Genomic DNA, 18,253 nt, shown 5'->3' with positions numbered 1-18,253 from the left:
GACGCCATGAGCACGCTAGTCTCCCTGCCCGGCGCCACCCCGGCCGCCGCGCCCGATTACCAGTCGCTGGAGCGCCCGCTGAACTTCACCGAGTCGGCGGCCGCCAAGGTCAGATCCCTGATCCAGGAAGAGGGCAACCCCGACCTGGCCCTGCGTGTGTACATCGAGGGAGGCGGCTGTTCGGGCTTCCAGTACGGGTTCGAGTTCGACGAGAACCGGGCCGACGATGATCTGGCGGTACAGACCAGCGGGGTGACCCTGCTGGTCGACCCGCTGAGCCTGCAGTACCTGATGGGTGCCGAGGTGGACTACACCGAGAGCCTGACCGGTGCCCAGTTCGTGATCCGCAACCCGAATGCCAAGACCACCTGCGGCTGCGGCAGCAGCTTCAGCATGTAGGCAGGGCGCGGGGCCTGTGTCCCGCGCGACAAGGTGTGTGGAGCAAGCTCCACACACGGTTTCCGCAAAGCCTGCGGCTTGCCACCTGCATCGATTGGCGGCACGCTTGCCGGATGCCCAATACTCCTTCGCCGCTTTCCGGTTTCGCCTTCGTGGGCGAACCGCTGGAGCGCGCCGATGCCCTGCGCGACGATGCCGAAGCACTGGCGCGCCTGTGGCCGGGCGCGCGCATCCTTGTTCTCGATCACGACGGCAGCGCCTTCACCGACGATGACGATCAGCCGCTGGCAGTAACCGGCGCCGATATCGGCGGTGGCCCCGGTGCCGCGATCTTCCTCGGCCTGCGCGGCGAACAGGCCTGGTTCTCGGTCGAAGCTGCCAATGTGACCGCCACTGCACCGCGTCGCCTCGACCTGCGCCAGGCCGCGTTGCTGTGGCCGATGGCCGATGCAACCGCCTTCAGCTACGCGCGCGGCATGTCCTACTGGCACGCGCGCACCCGCTTCTGTGGTGTGTGCGGCGGCGCCGTGGCGTTTGCACGCGGCGGTTTCGTGGGCCGTTGCGCGCAGTGCTCCACCGAGCACTACCCGCGTGTCGATCCGGCCGTGATCGTGGCGGTGGAGAACCAGGGCCGCCTGCTGCTCGGCCGCCAGTCGAACTGGGCGCCGCGGCGCTACTCGGTGCTGGCCGGCTTCGTCGAACCGGGCGAGACCTTCGAGCAGACCGTGGTGCGCGAAGTCCACGAGGAGAGCAAGGTGCGGGTGACCGCCTGCCAGTACCTCGGTTCGCAGCCGTGGCCGTTCCCCGGCGCGCTGATGGTCGGCTTCCGAGCACAGGCCCAGGACGACCTGCCGACGGTGGACGGTGAGCTGGAAGATGCGCGCTGGTTCAGTGCAGAAGAGGTGGGCGCTGCGCTGGCGCGTGATGCCCATGACGACGGGCAGGGCATCCGCCTGTCACCGCCGATCTCGATTTCGCGTGGCCTGATCGAGCACTGGTACCGCCAGCAGAAGGCGTGACGGCAGGCGGCCAGCGGGCATGCAACGGCCCGGTATTGCCGCCACCTGAACACGGCCCGGGTTACAGTGCGGGCCATTCGTGAAGCGGCGGCTGCGACAGGTAAGGTAGCGGCGCCACGCGTTCTGTTTTGTAGGGAGACCTGCCATGTTCACCACTCTGGCCGCCGTGCTGGTTGCACTGGCCCTGGGCCATGTCGCTCCGGCCGCTGCCGCTTCGCTGCGTCGCTTCGAGGGCTTCCGGCGTTGGCTGGGCTGGCTGGACGCGCGCGGTGGCAAGGCCTGGCATGGACCGGCAGGTGTCGCCCTTGCCCTGTTGCCGCCACTGCTGTTGATGGCGTTGCTGGCATGGCTGCTGCGCGGGGTGCTGTTCGGGCTGCCGTCGCTGCTGCTGGGGGTGGTGGTGCTGGCGTGGTGCTGGGGCCCGCGCGACCTGGATCGCGATATCGAGGCGGTCATCGATGCCGATGATGCGGCGACCCGGCAGGCGGCCATGCGCAACCTGCAGGCCGCCGGCGGCAGCCTGCGCGAGGATGTACCGTCGCTGGTGGAAGCCACCGTGCTCAATGCACTGCGGCGCTGGTTCGCGGTGCTGTTCTGGTTCCTGTTGCTTGGCCCGGCCGGTGCACTGGGCTATCGACTGCTGGCGCTGATGGCGGAAAGCCCGATGCGCGCTCGTGTTCCGGCCGAGGCGCTGGCAGTGGCGCAGCGGCTGCTGGGCTGGACCGAGTGGCCGGTGGCGCAGCTGATGGCGTTCTCGATGGCGCTGGTCGGCAATTTCGATACGGCGTGGAAGGCGTGGCGCCAGGCGCATGGCGAGCGCCTGGCCGGAGGCATCGCCTTCCTCGGCGCGGTGGCACGCGCCAGCGTCAACGCCGAACTGCGCGAGGACGCGCACGATTACACCGAAGCGGGCTTGTTGCCGGTGTGGCAGCGCCTGCCGGAACTGCGTGATGCGATGAGTCTGGTGTGGCGGATGCTGCTGCTGTGGCTGGCCGTGCTGGCCCTGCTGGTGATTGCAGGCTGGGTGACGTAGGTGCTTTGCAGGGCTTGCAGCCCTGCACCTGCAGAGGCTGAAGCCAAAGCCAAAGCCAAAGCCAAAGCGGCTCTGGGTTGCTGAGGATTGGGCGGGGCGCTGTGGGGCTGCAGGACACGCCGTAAACCCATCCATGGGGGCTCGATGGCGCCATCCATGGCGCCAACGGTCCTGCAGCCCCACACCGCCCCACCCCCGACAGTTTCCCGGTGACGGTGGGTCAACTGAGATTTTCGGTGGGTGTCGACCTTGGTCGACACGGTAGATCCACGCCATGCGTGGATGCAGAGCGAAGCGATCGGCTTCCGCTTTTGATCTTCTCTTTCTTTTCCGTGGTGGACGCGCACGGAAACTGTCCGTGGCCGGGCGGGATGGGCTTGCGGGGGTGTCCGCGGCATGGATGCCGCGGCCAAGCCTCCAGGGATGGATTTACGGCGTCCCCCGCAAGCCCATCCCGCCCGGCCAACTCCCAGGCTTCTACCTTCAGATATCGCGCCACCACGAGGGGCTGCGCCGTTGGCCGGAAACCTAGATCGGTGCCAACGCGGTGAACGGCGCCCACGGCAGGTTGCGCAGCAGCGCATAGCCGGGCAGCAGCCACAGCCAGAAGGTGGGATTGGCCAGCACCCGCATCAGCGGGTCGAGCAGGCGGGGGCGGAAGCCAGCGGCATTGAGCAGCATCAGCAGCAGGAAGGGCAGGCTGACGACCAGCAGCGGGTTCATCGCCATTGCGCCGGGCAAGTCGAAGTGGACCAGTGAATACAGGCAGCGGGTGCTGCCACAGCCCGGGCAGTACAGGCCGGTCAGCGCGTACAGCGGGCAGCTCGGCAACGGGTTGCCGGCAACATATGGATTGACGTGGCGCAGCACCACCGCAGCACCTGCGGCCAGACCGGTGGCGGCCAGCAGCGGTGCCCAGCGGGCAAAGCGGGAATGGGCAGGACGGGCAGACATGCGGCAACGGATCCGGCGCGGGCACCGGATCCGTCCGGAGGCATCAGTAGCTGCTGCCGCCGCTCATGGCGCCCATGCCGCCGACGGCCACGATGAGGATGCCGTACAGCACGCCCACCACGACGGCGGCGATGGCCGACCAGATGGCCCACTTCTTGGCCTTGGCGGCCGAATCCTGGGCACCGGCGACGTCGCCTGCGGCCAGCTTGCCGTTGACCTGGGCGGCGTAGACGATCGACACGATGCCCGCCGGCAGGCAGCAGAACAGGGTGGACAGGATTGCCCAGACCAGATTGTTCGGGACCTGCGGAGTAGCGGTGTTCATGGGTTCAAGCTCCTTGATGGGTGGTGGTGGTGAATCAATGGTCGGAAAGAGCGCCCAGCACAGCCAAGCCGCCGAACAGCCCGAACCACAACAGCAACAGGACCGGCAGCGCCACGGCCGAAGCCACGGCCCACCAGCCTGCCTTGCGCGACGCATCGTAGGCCCCGGGCAGATCGCCGGCCGCGCGGCGGCCATCGACCTGGGAGGCATAGACGATCGACACCACGCCCAGCGGCAGGCAACAGAACAGCGTCGTCAGGATCGCCCAGACCAGATGGTTGGGGATGTAGACCGGACGGCTGAGCGGTGGTGGTTGATTCAAAGCAAGACTCCATTCCTTGGTGGCTGGACCCCGGTGAACGTGGCCAACCTCCCCCTGTGGGTGCGTAATCTACCGCAACCGGCGTTGCATGTATGCGTTTACATCGGCGACATGACGCCACCGGCACTTGACGGTGGCGTATGCCAGGGGCTGGTCCGAGCCCGGACTGCTGCGTCAGGCGTGATCGCCACGCAGGGCGCGGACCTGGGCTTCCAGGGCGGCGGCATCGGTGTGATGGCCGTCCACGGCCGGCGCGGCCACCACGTCGATGGTGGCGCGGAAGCGGCGGGGCACGCGCATGCGGCCCAGGCGGCTGTCGCGCCGGCTCCACATGCTCGACCACATGCCCTGCAGCGCCATCGGCACCACCGGCACCGGCCGCCGTTCGAGGATCTTCTCGACGCCGGATTTGAATGGCGCCATCGCGCCATCCCTGGTCAACGCGCCTTCCGGGAAGATGCAGACCAGCTCGCCCTCGGCCAGTGCCGCATCGATCTCGTCGAACGCGCGCTGCATCAGTGCCGGGTCTTCGCGCGCACCGGCAATCGGGATCGCCTTGGCGGTGCGGAAGATCCAGCGCATCACCGGGATGTTGAAGATCCGGTAGTACATGACGAACCGCACCGGGCGCGGGATCGTCGCCGACAGGATCAACGCATCCATGTAGCTGACGTGGTTGCAGACCAGCAGTGCAGCGCCTTCGTCGGGCACGTTGGCCTCGATGCCGTGCGGGCGCAGCCGGTACAGGGTGCGCACCATCAACCAGCTGAGGAAGCGCATCAGGAATTCGGGGACGATGGTGAAGATGTAGATCGCCACCACGGCATTGGCGATGGCCAGTGCCAGGAACTGCTGCGGAATGGTCCAGTGCAGCAGCTTGTGCGCGGCCAGCGACAACAGCGCGGCGGCCACGATGAAGCCGGAGTTCTGGATGTTCAGCGCGGCGAACACGCGCGACATCTGTGCCTTCGGCGTGCGGCTCTGGATCAGCGCGAACAGCGGCACCACGAAGATGCCGGTGAACAGGCCGATTCCGACAAGATCGATGACGATGCGCAGGCTCCCCGGCTGCTGCAGGAACGTGCCGATGGTCAACCCGTGCGCGGTCGCCTCACCGCTGCGGGCGAAGTACAGATCCAGCAGGAACGCGGTCATGCCGAAGGCACCCAGCGGCACCAGGCCGATTTCCACGGTGCGCGCCGACAGCTTCTCGCACAGCAGCGAGCCGACCCCGGTGCCGACCGAGAACAGGGCCAGTGCGAAGATGTACAGGGTCGGTTCGCCACCGAGGTTGGCGACCGCGTACGCCGGCAGCTGCGAGGTCAGCACGGTGCCGACGAACCAGAACCAGGACACGCCCAGGATCGCGTTGCGCACGGCCTTCTGCTGGCGCGCCATGCGCAGTACCGCCAGCGATTCGGGCAGCGGGTTCCAGTTGATCTTCAGATTCGGGTCGCCGGCATCGACCTTGGGAATCAGCCGCGCGGCGATGTTGCCGCAGACCGCCAGCGCGATGATCGCGCATGCCGCCACCACCGTGCCGTGGCTGCCGGCCACCGTGAACACCAGGCCGCCGACGATCATGCCGGAGAGGATCGACATCGAGGTGCCCATCTCGACGAGGCCGTTGCCGCCTGTCAGTTCTTCAGGCTTGAGCACCGAGGGCAGCACCGAGTACTTCACCGGGCCGAACAGGGTCGACTGCATGCCGGTGCAGAACAGCGCGACCAGCAGCACCGGCAGGCTCTGGATCAGGAAGCCGGTGGCGGCCAGCGACATGATCACGATCTCCATGGTAGTGGTGATCACGATCAGCCGCGATTTTTCCAGTTTGTCGGCGATCTGCCCGGCCAGTGCCGAGAACAGGAAGTAGGGCAGGATGAAGATGGCCGGTGCCAGCGTGGCGTACAGGCCCAGTTCCTCTTCCGGAACGGCCATGAACAGCAACATGCTGATGATGGCCTGCCGGTACACATTGTCGTTGAACGCCCCAAGCGCCTGTACGACGAAGAACGGCAGGAAACGGCGCTGGCGCAGCAGGGCAAACTGGTTGTGACCGGACATGGAGCCTCCTTGACCGGCGCAGCCTAGCATTCCTGCCCGTCCGCTGTGGGTGCGGACGGGGTGGGTGCGGACCGTTGGTCCGCACACCTCCATCGATCTCAGACGATATCGTCGACCACGCCGCCATCCACGCGCAGCGCTGCACCCGAGGTTGCCGAGGCCTGTGGCGAGGCCAGGTACACCACCATGTTGGCCACTTCCTCGACCGTAGCAGTGCGCTGGATCACCGAGGACGGCCGGTGTGCCATCACGAACTCGCGGCCGATCTGCTCCAGCGGCTTGCCACTGCGCTGGCGTTCATCTTCGAACATCGCGGCGAAACCATCGGAGAGGGTCGGGCCGGGCAGCACCGCGTTGACGGTGACGCCACTGCCGGCCACGCGCTTGGCCAGGCCGCGCGACAGCGACAGCTGCGCGGTCTTGCTGACGCCGTAGTGGATCATGTCGGCCGGGATGTTGCGCGCCGATTCGGAGGAAATGAACAGCACGCGGCCCCAGCCGGCCGCGACCATCGCGGGCAGCAGGGCGCGCGACAGGCGCACGCCGGACATGACGTTGGTCTGCCAGTAGCGGTCCCAGGTGGCGTCGTCGGTCTCGAAGAAGTCTTCCGGCCCGAAGATGCCGGCGTTGTTGACCAGGATATCGACTCTGGGCAGGCCGGCCAGCAGCGTGTCGACGCCGGCCGCGTCGGACAGGTCCGCGGCGACGCCGATCACCTCGGCTCCCGGAACAGCGGCGAGCAGCTGCAGGCGTGCGCGTTCGACGCTGTCGGCGCTGCGGCCGTTGAGGATGACCCGCGCACCGGCGCCGGCCAGGCCCTGCGCGATGGCCAGCCCGATGCCGGCGGTGGAGGCGGTGACCAGTGCGGTGCGGCCGCTGAGTTCGATCTTCATGGCGGGAATCCGTGAGCAGGGGGTCACCCAGTATCGGCGCGGCTGCGTGATCGGGCTGCAGCGCCAGACGCAACGCGCTGTTGCGTCGCTGGTAGCGCCGGGCCATGCCCGGCGGCACGTTGTCAGGTGAGCGTACGCACCGCCTCGTTGGCCGCCGCCCGCAGCTTCGGCAGCAGCCGCAGTACCAGCGCCATCTGCGTGCGGATCAGCTGCAGCTTCGGCGGCATCGCCTCGTCGATCTGTTCCAGTTCGGCGGCCACCGCGCGGTCGGCATCATTGTCATCCTCGGTCACCGGCTGGCGTGCAGTGAGGGCGCCCGCCAGCTGCTGCAGCGCCTTGCGCACGCGCTCGCCGGCGGCCAGCGCCAGCGGATCACCGGCATAGCTGTCGACCTGGTCGCGGTGTGCGCCGAGGGCCGACAGGTGGCCGAGCAAGGTGTTGGACAAGGCCAGGAAATGGAAGCCGGCATCCAGATTGCGACGCACATGCCCGGGCTCGCGCAGCATGTTGGACAACGCGGTGGACAGCGCGGCGTCGGCATTGTGCATGTCGCGGCGGGCGACGCGGTAGGCGAGGTCGTCGCGCATGCCGCTGCGGTACTGGCCCAGCACCGATTCGAGATAGCGGGCGGCGGTCTCCAGCACGCGTGCCAGTACCCGGTGCAGCTGGCGCCCCTGCCAGTCGGGCAGGACCAGGAATGCGGCGGCGGCTGCGATCGCGCAGCCCAGCAGGGTATCGACCATGCGCGGCACGATCAGCACGAAGCCGTCGCCGATCAGGTTGAAGCAGGTCAGTGCCATCACCGTGATCGCCGCCGACGCCACCAGGTAGCGGTCGGTCCGGGTGAAGAAGAACAGCAGCGCCGACAGCAGCGCGATCAGCAACTGCACATGCAGCTGCGGGAACAGTTGCAGCAACGCCCAGGTGAGCACCAGGCCGGCCAGGGTGCCGACGATGCGCTGGGCCAGGCGCTGCCGCGTGGCGCCGAAGTTGGGCCGGCACACGAACACGATGGTCAGCAGCACCCACGAGCCGTTCTGCGCATTGAACAGGCGGATCGCTGCGAAACCGACGATCAGCGCCAGTGCCATGCGCAGGCCGTGGCGGAACAGCACCGACCCGGGCGTGAGCTGCTGGCGCAGGCGCACGCCCATCTCGCGCAACGTGTGCGGGTTGCTGTCGCGCAGCCGCGTATCGACGTTGTCGAGGCTGGCCTCGGAGCGCTCGGCATCCAGCAGGCGGCGCTCGATGCTGCGCAGGTTGTGCACCAGCAGGTCCAGCGAACCGAGCAGACGCTGCCACTGCGGGCGCTGCTGGTCGCGCAGGTAGGCCAGCGCATCGGCCAGATCGCGCCCGGCCTGCTGGTTGCTCTGGCCATATACGAACGGACGGCGCAGCCGGATCGCTTCGCCCAGCCGCGTACAGGCCTGGCCCTGCAGGTCGAGCAGGCGTTGGCAGCGGTACAGCACATCGCTGTGGAAGAAGGCATCGACCAGAGCACCATACGGGTAGTGCGAGGAGCTGGCGCGCTCGTGGAAATCCTGCGCCATGTAGTACAGCCGCAGGTACAGGCCGGAGTTCACGCCCGGGCGGCCGGAGCGGCCGAAGCGGGCCAGGATCGCAGCTTTCGCTTCGTTCAAAGCACCGACCACGCGCCGGTTCTGCTCGGCCAGGTCGAGCTGGCGGCGCTGCAGGTCCGCCTCGCGCACCGGCTCGAACAGGGCGGCCTTCAACTGCAGGTAGCGACCCAGTTCCTGGTACAGCCGCGCCACGCGTTCGCGCACCGGTCGGTTGGCGAACAGCGCGGTCCACAGGATCGACAGCAGGCCGTACCAGAGCGCACCGGCCAGCAGGTGGCTGACCGCCTCCAGCGCAGTGTGCAGGTCGCTGGCACCATGCTGCTCCAGGCCGATCATGGTGTAGATCGCCAGCGTCACCGTGGCCTGGGCAATGGACGCATAACGCTCGCCGAGTGCACCCAGCAGAGTCAGGCCGAAGGTGGACAACGCCAGCGCGCCGATGAAGATCCACGGCCACGGGAACAGCCAGATGACCGAGGCCGCGGCGATGCAGAAGCACAGCAGTGACAGCAGCACGGCCTTGGTCCGGCCCCACGCGTTGTCGTCGGTCTCGGCAATGGCGCTGGCGATGATGCCGAGGAACACGCCGGGCAGGGCCGTGAGCGCATCCAGCTGCCAGCACACCGCCATCGCCGCGCTCAGGGCGATGAACACGCGCAGGCCATAACTGGCCTTTTCGTGGGCCCACAGGCGGCTGAGGCGGGATTGGCGGGTGGACATGCAGGCTCGGCGGAACGGTCGAACTGCATTATTGCGGGTGTGGGGTGAAGGGGACAGCCTGCGCAGGACGACGCGGTAGCGCCGGCCGCTGGCCGGCTCCTCATGTATCCGGACCGAGGTGCAAGGCGCCGGCCGGCGGCCGGCACTAACGGTGCATCACATCTCCCAGCGCACGCTCACGGCGAAGGTGCGTGGCAGGCCGATGCCGGCGTTGGACCAGTAGCGGCGGTTGGCCAGGTTCTCCACGCTGGCGCGAAGCACGACCGGATGGCCGGAGGCCAGCAGGCGATAGCCCACGCCCGCGTTGACCAGGGTGTAGTCGGGCAGCTTGAGGGTGTTGTCGGCGTCGTACCAGACATCGCCGTAGTAGCGCGCCACCGCGTAGGTTTCCAGCCCATCCAGCCACGGCAGCTGGTAGGTGGCGTGCAGCACACCGTTCCAGCGTGCAGCGCCGGCGGTGCGGTTGCCTTCCTGCGATGCGCTGTCCGGTGACAGGCGATCGTAGGTCGGGTCCAGCCAGGTCACGCCGCCGCCGACGGTCAGTGTATCGGTCAGGTGCAGGTCGGCGCTGGCCTCGACGCCTTCGTACAGGGTGATGCCGTCCTGCACCAGGCGCTTGCCGGCCGGAGTGAGCGCATCGATGGTGGCGCCACGCTCCAACCGGAACGCGGCCACGTTGGCGTTCCAGCGCGACGCCTCCACCTTGGCACCGATCTCGTACTGCTTGCTGAGGGTCGGGTCCAGCACGTCGCCGGCATTGATGTAGCCGGTGCCGACGCGGCTGCCGGCTTCAAGCGATTCGATGTAGCTGGCATACAGGGTCACGTCCTCGCGCGGCTTGAACATCAGCGCGTAGGTCGGGGTCACCGGATAGGTGTGGTAGCGGCCCTTGGTTTCGTAGTCGTTGTAGCGCCAGCCGGCCAGCAGCGACCAACCGCCGCCGAGGTCGACGGTGTCGCTGGCGAACACGGCCGTCTGCACGGTTTCGTCGCCACGGCTCATCACCCGCGAGCCCACTGCATCGTGGCGCAGTGGCGAAGGCTGGTAGAGGTTGGCGCGGCCGATCAGGTTCCATTCGTACGGGCGGTCCCAGCCCAGCCCGGTCTGGTGACTGAGCCCTGCCACCAGCTGGTGCGCGAGCCTGCCGGTGCGGAAGCTGCCCTGGACCTGCGCCTGTGCCAGCTTCCACTCGCTCTTGCCGCCCAGCTCGTAGACATTGACGTCGTAGTCACCGTTGGGCGAGTCGATGTAGGCGAAGATCTTGTTGACGTCATTCCACGAGGTGGTGACGCCATAGCTGAGGCTGGCCTTCCAGGCGCTGTTGATCTGCCAGTCCAGCGCGGTCGAGAGCAGGCTGGAGCGGGTGTCGTAGTAGGTGCCGGGAACGCCGTTGTCGACGTCGCCGGCGATCGGCCGCGGTACCGAGGTCAGGCCGCGAAAGTAATACTGCGGCGCTTCGCCGCTGAGGTCACGGGCCTGGAACACGCCGTCGAAGATCCAGGTGAGCGCATCGCTCAGGCGCGCGTCCAGCGACAGCGCACCGACCTTGCGGTCGACATGGCCACCGTTGAAGGTTTCGCCCTTTTCCCGGTACGCATTGAAGCGGTAGCCGAACATCTGCTCGTTGCCGAAGCGGCCGCCGGCATCGATGCCGCCACTGATGATGCCCTGCTCCCGCCAACCCAGCTGCGCTGAGAACGTGGGGCTGTCGGTCGGCTTCCTGGTCACGTAGTTGACGAGGCCGCCGGGGGCACCAAAGCCATACAGGAAGCCAGCGGGCCCTTCAGCAGCTCGACCTGTTCCATCACTTCCAGCGGCCACTCGGTGCCCCACGAAGACACCTGCAGGCCGTTGACCCGATAGCTGTCGAAGTTCAGGTCGATGCCACGGTTGCGGATCGGCGAGCTCCAGCCGCTGGCGTAGGCACTGACCTGGGTGGTCACCGACGGGTCGAGCGCGAACGCTTCGCCCAACGACACCACCTGGCGTTGCTCGATCTGCTCACGGCCCACTGCGGTGATGGCGAACGGCGTATCGCGCAGGGCGCGATCGCCGAGGGCGCCGGTATCGGCATGGGTGCGTTCGGCGGTGACCTTGACCGCATCCAGCTCGGTGGCGCTGCGGCCGCGGGCGCTGCGTTCGGGAGCGGACTGGGCCTGTGCGGCGCAGGCCACGGACAGGGAAACGGCAAGCAGGGCCGGGCGGCACAGCGGATGCAGGGACATGGTGGGCTGATCCTCGGCGGACGGCCACGGGCCATCCGCCCACACGTGGGGGAAAGGTCGGTGGCTGGGATCACGCAGGCTGGCCGGAGGTGGCAGCGGGGCGCCGCTCGCGGGCGCAGGACCATGGCTGGATGCGGATTGTTCTCTTTTCGCTGGGGCGCGTCAAACCTGTCGGCGTGCAGAGTGCGGACCAACGGTCCGCACCCACCAACTCCCACCGACCACATCCAGGGTAGTGCCGGCCGCTGGCCGGCAGATCCACCCCATGGCGTGGGCGTCGGCAAAGCCGGCCAGCGGCCGGCGGATCCGATCAGGCCCGCTGCGCGCGCTTGAGCAGCTTGGCTTCGCGCTTGCGTACGCGACGTGCCCGCCAGCGTTCGGCCAGGCAGGAGAAGATCACGTACAGCGCCGGCGTGCTGAGCAGGGTCAGGCTCTGCGAGAACAGCAGACCACCGATCATCGCGATGCCCAGCGGGCGCCGCAGCTCGGAGCCCTCGCCCAGGCCGATCGCCAGCGGCACCGCCGCCAGGATCGCCACCATGGTGGTCATCATGATCGGGCGGAAGCGCACGATGCTGGCCTCGCGCGCGGCATCGCGCGGTGCCAGGCCGTGCTCGCGCTGCGCCACCAGCGCGAAGTCGATCATCATGATCGCGTTCTTCTTGACGATGCCGATCAGCAGCACCAGCGCGATCATCGAGATCACCGACAGTTCGGTGTTGGTGCCGAACAGGGCCAGCAGCGCGCCCACGCCCGCCGCCGGCAGCGTCGACAGGATGGTGACCGGGTGGATCAGGCTCTCGTAGAGCATGCCCAGCACCAGGTACACGGTCAGGATCGCCGCCAGCACCAGGATCAGCATGTCGCTGGGGTCGGAGTTGAAGCCGAAACCGGCATCGTCGGCCAGGCGGATGTCGCCCGGCATGCGCATGCCGGCCACGGTCGCGTCGATGATCGCCTTGGCCTCGCCCATGCTCACGTTGGGCGCGAGGTTGTAGCTCAGGTCCATCGTCGTGTACTGGTTTTCATGGGTGATCTGCGATGGCGCCAGGCCCGGAACCTGGGTCGCCACCGCGGTGATCGGCACCATGTCGCCGTTGCGCGCACGCACGTACACCTCGTCCAGCGCCGCCGGGGTGGCGGTCTGCGAGGGCAGGGCGTTGACCACCACGCTGTACTGGTTGATATCCGAGTAGATGGTGGAAATCTGGCGTTGGCCGAACGCACCGTACAGCGCGCCGTCGATGGCGCCGACGGTGATGCCCAGGCGTGCGGCCTTGGCGCGGTCGATCTGGATGTTCTGGCGCAGGCCGGCGTTGTCCACGTCGGTGCCGACGTCACGCAGCTTCGGGTTCTTCTTCAGTTCCGCCTGCAGCTTGGGCAGCCATTCCTGCAGTGCGGCCAGGTCGTTGCCCTGCAGCGAGATGCGGTACTGCGCGCCCTGGCTGGAACCACCGCCGTCGTTGCTCGGCAGATCCTGGATCGCGCGCAGGCGCAGCTGCAGGTCCGGGTAGCGGTCGGCCTTGGCGCTCAACCGTGCCAGTGCATGCGCGGTGGTTTCGCGGCGGCCGTCGCTGCGCGATTTCAGCTCGATGTTGAACTGCGCACTGGAGCCCTGGCGGCCGCTGCCCAGGCGCACGCCCACGGTCTTCACCGCCGGGTCGGCCATCAGCATGTCGGTGATGCGGCGCTGGCGGGCGACCATGTCCTCGAAGGACACAGTGGCGCTGGAGTTGGCGCGGCCCCATATCAGGCCGGTGTCCTGTGGCGGGAACGCGCCCTTCTTCACCGCGCCGAACAGGAACACGGTGACGCCGATCAGGATCAGCGGGGTCAGCGACATCAGCAGCGCATGGCGCAGCGAGAAGTCGAGGAACACCGTGTACACGCGCAGCATGCGTTCGTGGCCGGCATCAAGCCAGCGGCCGAAGCGCGACGGCGGCGCGGCATGATCGTGGGCGCTGAGGAAGCGGCTGCACAGCGCCGGGGTCAATGTCAGCGAGACGATCATCGAGACCACGATCGCCGCCACCAGGGTGACGGTGAACTCGCGGAAGAACGCGCCCATCATGCCGCTGGCGAACAGCAGCGGGATGAACACCGCCACCAGCGAGGCAGTGATCGAGACGATGGTGAAGCCGATTTCGCGTGCACCGGTCAGCGCCGCCTGCATGCGCGGCATGCCCTCGTCGAGGTGGCGCATGATGTTCTCGATCACCACGATCGCATCGTCGACCACAAAACCAATCGCGATCACCAGCGCCAGCAGGCTCAGGTTGTTCAGGGTGAAACCCATCACGTACATCACCAGCGCGGCACCGGCCAGCGACAGCGGTACGGTCACCGCGGCGATCAGCGTTGGTGCCAGCCGGCGCAGGAACAGCGCCATGGTCAGCACCACCATCGCCAGGCTGATCAGCAGGGTGATCTGCACTTCATGCAGCGACGAACGGATGGTCGGCGTACGGTCGAAGTACGGCGTCATCGTGGTGCCCGGCTGCAGGTAGTCGCGCAGGGTCGGAATCTGCGCCTTGACCCGGTCCACGGTCTCCACGATGTTGGCGCCGGCACGGGTGAACACGTACATCACCACCGCCGGTTTGTGGTCGAACCACGCCGCCTGGTAGGCGTCCTGCTGGCCGTCGTAGACATTGGCGATGTCCTTCAGGCGGATCACCCGGCCATCGCCCTGGGTCTTGACCACCAGCTCGGCGAAGTCGGCGGCGCGCGCCACCGAGTCGTTGGCGATGATCGCGGTGGTGGTGTTGCCATCGCTGAGGAAGCCGGTGGGCGAGGTCACGTTGGCGGCGCGCACGGCGTTGCGCAGGTCGTCGGCGGTCAGCCCGAGCGCGTTCATCAGGCGCAGGTTGACGTCCACGCGCACGGCCGGCGTCGAGGCGCCGGCGATGTCCACCGAGGCGACGCCGCTGATCTGGCGGATGCGCTGCGCCAGCAGCGAATCGGCCACGTTGTACAGCTCGTCGGCCGACTGCGTCTGCGAGGTCAGCGCGATGGCGATCACCGGGTCGTCGTTCGGGTTCGCCTTCTGGTACATCGGCGAGCCCATGCCCGAAGGCAGGTCGGCCTGCGCCGAGTTGATCGCGGTCTGTACGTCCAGTGCGGCCGAATCGATGTTGTGGCCGCTCTGGAAGATCATGAACACCAGCGAGCTGCCTTCCGAGCTCGACGAGCGCATGCGGTCGATGCCCGGCAGCTGGCCAAGATGGCGTTCCAGCGGCGCGGTGACCGTGCTGGCCATGGTCGCCGCGTCCGCACCGGACTGGCTGGCGTGCACGAAGATCACTGGGATCTCGATGTTCGGCAGCGCCGATACGCCCAGGCGCAGGTAGCAGATCAGCCCGACCATGAACAGGCCGATGGCCAGCAGCGCGGTGCCGATCGGGCGGCGGATGAAGGGGCCGGACAGGTTCATCGTGCGGCCCCCGCAGCAGCGGGGCGTGGATCATGCCTGCGGCTCCTGCAGCGATCCGTTGCGCAACGCGCGCTGTTCGCGGCGGCGCGCAAGCCATTCGGAGAAGCGCTCCATGTACAGGTAGATCACCGGCGTGGTGTACAGGGTCACCAGCTGCGACAGCAGCAGGCCGCCGACGATGGCGATGCCGAGCGGGCGGCGCAGTTCCGAACCGATGCCGGTACCCAGTGCCAGCGGCAGTGCGCCGAGCATGGCCGCGGCGGTGGTCATCATGATCGGGCGGAAGCGCAGCAGGCAGGCGCGGCGGATCGCTTCGTGCGCGTTGGCACCGGCACGACGTGCCTCGATCGCGAAGTCCACCATCATGATGCCGTTCTTCTTGACGATGCCGATCAGCAGCACGATGCCGACAATGCCGTCCACCGACAGGCTCAGGCCGCACACCATCAGCGCCAGCAGCGCGCCGACGCCGGCCGGCGGCAGGGTGGAAATGATCGTGATCGGGTGGATGTAGCTCTCGTACAGCACGCCCAGCACGATGTAGATCACCACCAGCGAGGCCAGCAGCAGCCACACCACATCGGTCTGGCTGCCGGTGAACTCGGCGGCCTTGCCGATGAACTCGGCATGCAGGTGGGTGGGCATGTCCAGGCTGTCCTTGGTCTCCTGGATCGCCCGCACCGCTTCGGACAGCGAATAGCCCGGCGCCACGTTGAACGAGACCGTCACCGCCGGCAGCTGCTGCTGGTGGCTGACCACCAGCGGCGCACTGCTGACCTTGCCTTCGGCCAGCGCCGACAGCGGGATGATGTTGCCGGCGCCAACAGTGATGCCGGTGTTCTGCGCGCCGATGCCGGTGGCGGTGGACGAGTTGGACGAAGTGACCTGGCCGAAGCTGGTGGCATTGGTGCCGGTCAGCGCACCGGCGCCGTTGGAGGCGACGGCCAGCTGTTCCATCAGTGCGGTACTGGTGCGGAACTCCGGTGCCACTTCCAGCACCACGCGGTACTGGTTGAGCTCGGTGAAGATGGTCGAGATCTGGCGCTGGCCGAACGCATCGTAGAGCGTGTCGTCGATGGTCTGCATCGGCACGCCCAGCACGCTGGCCTTGTCGCGGTCGATGTTCAGTTCAAGCGCGCGGCCCTGGTTGGACAGATTGTTGTCGACGTCGGCCAGTTCCGGGCGCTTGCGCAGCGCTTCGGTCAGGCGTGTGGCCTGGGTGGCCACCGTCGCCGAATCCACGTCCGACAGCGAGTACTGGTACTCGGTGGCGGCCACGCGGGTATCCAGGGTCACGTCCTGCACCGGCTTCAGGTACAGCGCCACGCCCGGAATGCCGGCCACCGCCTTCTGCAGGCGCGGCAGGATCTCCTCCAGGCCATCGCGCTGGCTGCGTTCCTTCAGCACGATCGACAGCTGGCCCTGGTTGAGCGTGGGATTCATGCTGCCGGCGCCGATGAAGGCCGATACACCGGTCACGTCCGGGTCCTGGCGCAGCGCTTCGGCCACCTGCTTGGTGCGCTGTTCCATCTGCGGGAAGGCGATGTTCTGGTCGGCCTGCACCACGCCGGTGATCAGGCCGGTGTCCTGTTCGGGCAGCAGACCCTTGGGAATCAGCACGTACAGCAGCACGGTCAGCACCAGCGCGCCGCCGGCCACCGCCAGGGTCAGGCGCTGGTGGCCCAGCACCCAGTCCAGGCTGCGTTCGTACAGGCCCACGGTGCGCGTCCACAGGTTCTGCTTGCCGGCCGCCGCTGCGCGCTCGTGCGCGTCTTCGCCTTCCGGCAGGGCATCGGGCTTGAGCAGGTAGGCGCACATCATCGGGGTGAGCGTCAGCGAGATCAGCATCGACAGCACCACGGCGATGCTCAGCACCCAGGCGAATTCGTGGAACAGGCGACCGGTGACACCGGGCATCAGCAGCAGCGGCAGGAACACCGCCACCAGCGACACGGTCAGCGACAGCACGGTGAAGCCGATCTGGCGCGCGCCGATCTCGGCCGCTTCCTTGCCACTCTTGCCCTGCTCGATGTAACGCACGATGTTCTCGATCATCACGATCGCATCGTCCACCACGAAGCCGGTGGCCACCACCAGCGCCATCAGCGAGAGGTTGTCCAGCGACATGCCGGCGAAGGCCATCACCGCGAAGGTGCCGGCCAGCGACAGCGGTACCGCCACCGACGGAATGATCGTGGCCCACAGCCGGCGCAGGAACACGAAGATCACCGCCACCACCAGGCCGATGGTGAGGATCAGGGTGAACTGCACTTCATGCACCGAGGCGCGGATGGTCTCGGTGCGGTCGTTGAAGATTTCCAGGTGCACGTCGGCCGGCAGCACGCCCTGCAGCTGCGGCAGGATGGCGCGGATGCGCTCGACGGTCTGCACGATGTTGGCGCCCGGCTGGCGGCGCACTTCCAGCAGCACCGCCGGCTTGCCATCGGCCCACGCGGCCAGCTGGTCGTTCTCCACGCCATCAACCACCTGCGCCACGTCGGACAGCCGCACCGGGCGGCCGTTCTTGTAGCTGATGATGGTGTCGCGGTACTCGGCGGCGCTGGCCAGCTGGTCGTTGGTGCCGATGCTGTAGGACTGGGTCTTGCCGTTCAACGAACCCTTCGGCGCATTGACGTTGGCCTGGGTCAGCGCGCTGCGCAGCTCCTCCAGGGTCAGCCCCATGTTCGACAGCTGTGCCGGATTGACCTGGATGCGCACGGCCGGGCGCACGTTGCCGGCAATCGAGACCAGGCCCACGCCCTGCACCTGCGACAGGCGCTGGGCCAGGATCGAATCGGCGTAGTTGTTGACGTCACGCAGCGGGCGCGTGTCGGAGGTCAGCTTCAGGGTGACGATGGCCGCGTCGGCCGGATTCACCCGGTTGTAGACCGGCTGGTAGGGCAGCGACGAGGGCAGGGTGGCCTGGCGGATCGCCGCCTGCACGTCCTGCGCGGCGATGTCGATGTTCCGGTCCATCGAGAACTGCAGGATGATCGTCGACAACCCGGCCGACGAATCGGAGGTCATCAGCTCCAGCCCGGAGATCTGCCCGAACTGGCGCTCCAGCGGCGTGGTGACCAGCGAGGCCATGGTGGTGGCATTGGCACCGGGATACTGGGTGGTGACCACCAGGCTGGGCGCATCGATTTCCGGCAGCGCCGACACCGGCAGCTGGCGGTAACCGAGGATGCCCAGCAGCAACAGCCCCGCCATCAACAGCGAGGTGGCGATCGGGCGGCGGATGAAGATCGTCGAAAAGCCCACGGACTGATCCTTGCTGGCACTT

General features: G+C 67.6%; 11 protein-coding genes and 1 pseudogene. 3 read left to right on the top strand and 9 right to left on the bottom strand.

The window, feature by feature from the left end; translation table 11 throughout:
• The first annotated feature begins 6 nt into the window (after positions 1-6).
• The 3 genes from erpA (at position 7) to ampE (ending at position 2,451) form a co-directional block, all read left to right on the top strand.
• A complete protein-coding gene (gene erpA / locus N4G47_RS17825; RefSeq protein WP_057497547.1) occupies positions 7-399 on the top strand; it encodes an iron-sulfur cluster insertion protein ErpA in 393 nt (130 codons plus the stop codon).
• A 113-nt stretch (positions 400-512) separates the two neighbouring features.
• Entirely contained in the window at positions 513-1,418 is a 906-nt protein-coding gene (gene nudC, locus N4G47_RS17820; protein ID WP_475289179.1) for an NAD(+) diphosphatase, read from the top strand.
• 145 nt (positions 1,419-1,563) lie between these two features.
• The gene (ampE, locus tag N4G47_RS17815; protein ID WP_475289177.1) at positions 1,564-2,451 is read left to right on the top strand and encodes a regulatory signaling modulator protein AmpE; all 888 of its coding nucleotides are present in this window, start codon (positions 1,564-1,566) and stop codon (positions 2,449-2,451) included.
• Positions 2,452-2,979: 528 nt separating this feature from the next.
• Here the strand turns inward: ampE and N4G47_RS17810 are convergent.
• The 9 genes and pseudogenes from N4G47_RS17810 to N4G47_RS17770 all read right to left on the bottom strand — a co-directional run bounded on the left by N4G47_RS17810 (position 2,980) and on the right by N4G47_RS17770 (position 18,231).
• Complete coding sequence (locus N4G47_RS17810; protein ID WP_107233262.1) at positions 2,980-3,405, bottom strand: DUF2752 domain-containing protein; 426 nt, start codon at positions 3,403-3,405, stop codon at positions 2,980-2,982.
• A 43-nt stretch (positions 3,406-3,448) separates the two neighbouring features.
• Entirely contained in the window at positions 3,449-3,730 is a 282-nt protein-coding gene (locus N4G47_RS17805) for a CD225/dispanin family protein (RefSeq protein WP_107233261.1), read from the bottom strand.
• 34 nt (positions 3,731-3,764) lie between these two features.
• The gene (locus tag N4G47_RS17800) at positions 3,765-4,052 is read right to left on the bottom strand and encodes a CD225/dispanin family protein (RefSeq protein ID WP_057497552.1); all 288 of its coding nucleotides are present in this window, start codon (positions 4,050-4,052) and stop codon (positions 3,765-3,767) included.
• A gap of 174 nt (positions 4,053-4,226) precedes the next feature.
• A complete protein-coding gene (locus N4G47_RS17795) occupies positions 4,227-6,116 on the bottom strand; it encodes an MFS transporter (protein WP_475289174.1) in 1,890 nt (629 codons plus the stop codon).
• A gap of 98 nt (positions 6,117-6,214) precedes the next feature.
• Positions 6,215-7,009, bottom strand: coding sequence for an SDR family NAD(P)-dependent oxidoreductase (locus N4G47_RS17790; RefSeq protein WP_475289172.1), 795 nt, complete (start codon positions 7,007-7,009; stop codon positions 6,215-6,217).
• Positions 7,010-7,131: 122 nt separating this feature from the next.
• The gene (gene yccS, locus N4G47_RS17785) at positions 7,132-9,309 is read right to left on the bottom strand and encodes a YccS family putative transporter (protein ID WP_475289170.1); all 2,178 of its coding nucleotides are present in this window, start codon (positions 9,307-9,309) and stop codon (positions 7,132-7,134) included.
• Positions 9,310-9,465: 156 nt separating this feature from the next.
• A pseudogene (locus tag N4G47_RS17780) lies at positions 9,466-11,534 on the bottom strand (TonB-dependent siderophore receptor).
• A gap of 310 nt (positions 11,535-11,844) precedes the next feature.
• Positions 11,845-14,967 (bottom strand): efflux RND transporter permease subunit, encoded by a 3,123-nt coding sequence (locus N4G47_RS17775; protein WP_475289168.1) that lies wholly within the window; start codon positions 14,965-14,967, stop codon positions 11,845-11,847.
• A 30-nt stretch (positions 14,968-14,997) separates the two neighbouring features.
• Positions 14,998-18,231 carry an efflux RND transporter permease subunit gene (locus N4G47_RS17770; RefSeq protein ID WP_475289166.1) on the bottom strand — a complete coding sequence of 1,078 codons (3,234 nt, stop codon included), beginning with the start codon at positions 18,229-18,231 and terminating at the stop codon, positions 14,998-15,000.
• Between the last annotated feature and the right edge of the window lie 22 nt (positions 18,232-18,253).

Source organism: Stenotrophomonas sp. GSD10 (assembly GCF_056172695.1).
This window is presented reverse-complemented; position numbering and strand designations above follow the sequence as displayed.

What these genes read in the sequence shown, in the direction of transcription:
- erpA (WP_057497547.1), top strand. Translation starts at nt 7, where the DNA reads ATGAGCACGCTAGTCTCCCTGCCCGGCGCCACCCCGGCCGCCGCGCCC.
- N4G47_RS17795 (WP_475289174.1), bottom strand. Translation starts at nt 6,116, where the DNA reads ATGTCCGGTCACAACCAGTTTGCCCTGCTGCGCCAGCGCCGTTTCCTG.
- yccS (WP_475289170.1), bottom strand. Translation starts at nt 9,309, where the DNA reads ATGTCCACCCGCCAATCCCGCCTCAGCCGCCTGTGGGCCCACGAAAAG.
- N4G47_RS17775 (WP_475289168.1), bottom strand. Translation starts at nt 14,967, where the DNA reads ATGAACCTGTCCGGCCCCTTCATCCGCCGCCCGATCGGCACCGCGCTG.
- ampE (WP_475289177.1), top strand. Translation starts at nt 1,564, where the DNA reads ATGTTCACCACTCTGGCCGCCGTGCTGGTTGCACTGGCCCTGGGCCAT.
- nudC (WP_475289179.1), top strand. Translation starts at nt 513, where the DNA reads ATGCCCAATACTCCTTCGCCGCTTTCCGGTTTCGCCTTCGTGGGCGAA.
- N4G47_RS17790 (WP_475289172.1), bottom strand. Translation starts at nt 7,009, where the DNA reads ATGAAGATCGAACTCAGCGGCCGCACCGCACTGGTCACCGCCTCCACC.
- N4G47_RS17805 (WP_107233261.1), bottom strand. Translation starts at nt 3,730, where the DNA reads ATGAACACCGCTACTCCGCAGGTCCCGAACAATCTGGTCTGGGCAATC.
- N4G47_RS17810 (WP_107233262.1), bottom strand. Translation starts at nt 3,405, where the DNA reads ATGTCTGCCCGTCCTGCCCATTCCCGCTTTGCCCGCTGGGCACCGCTG.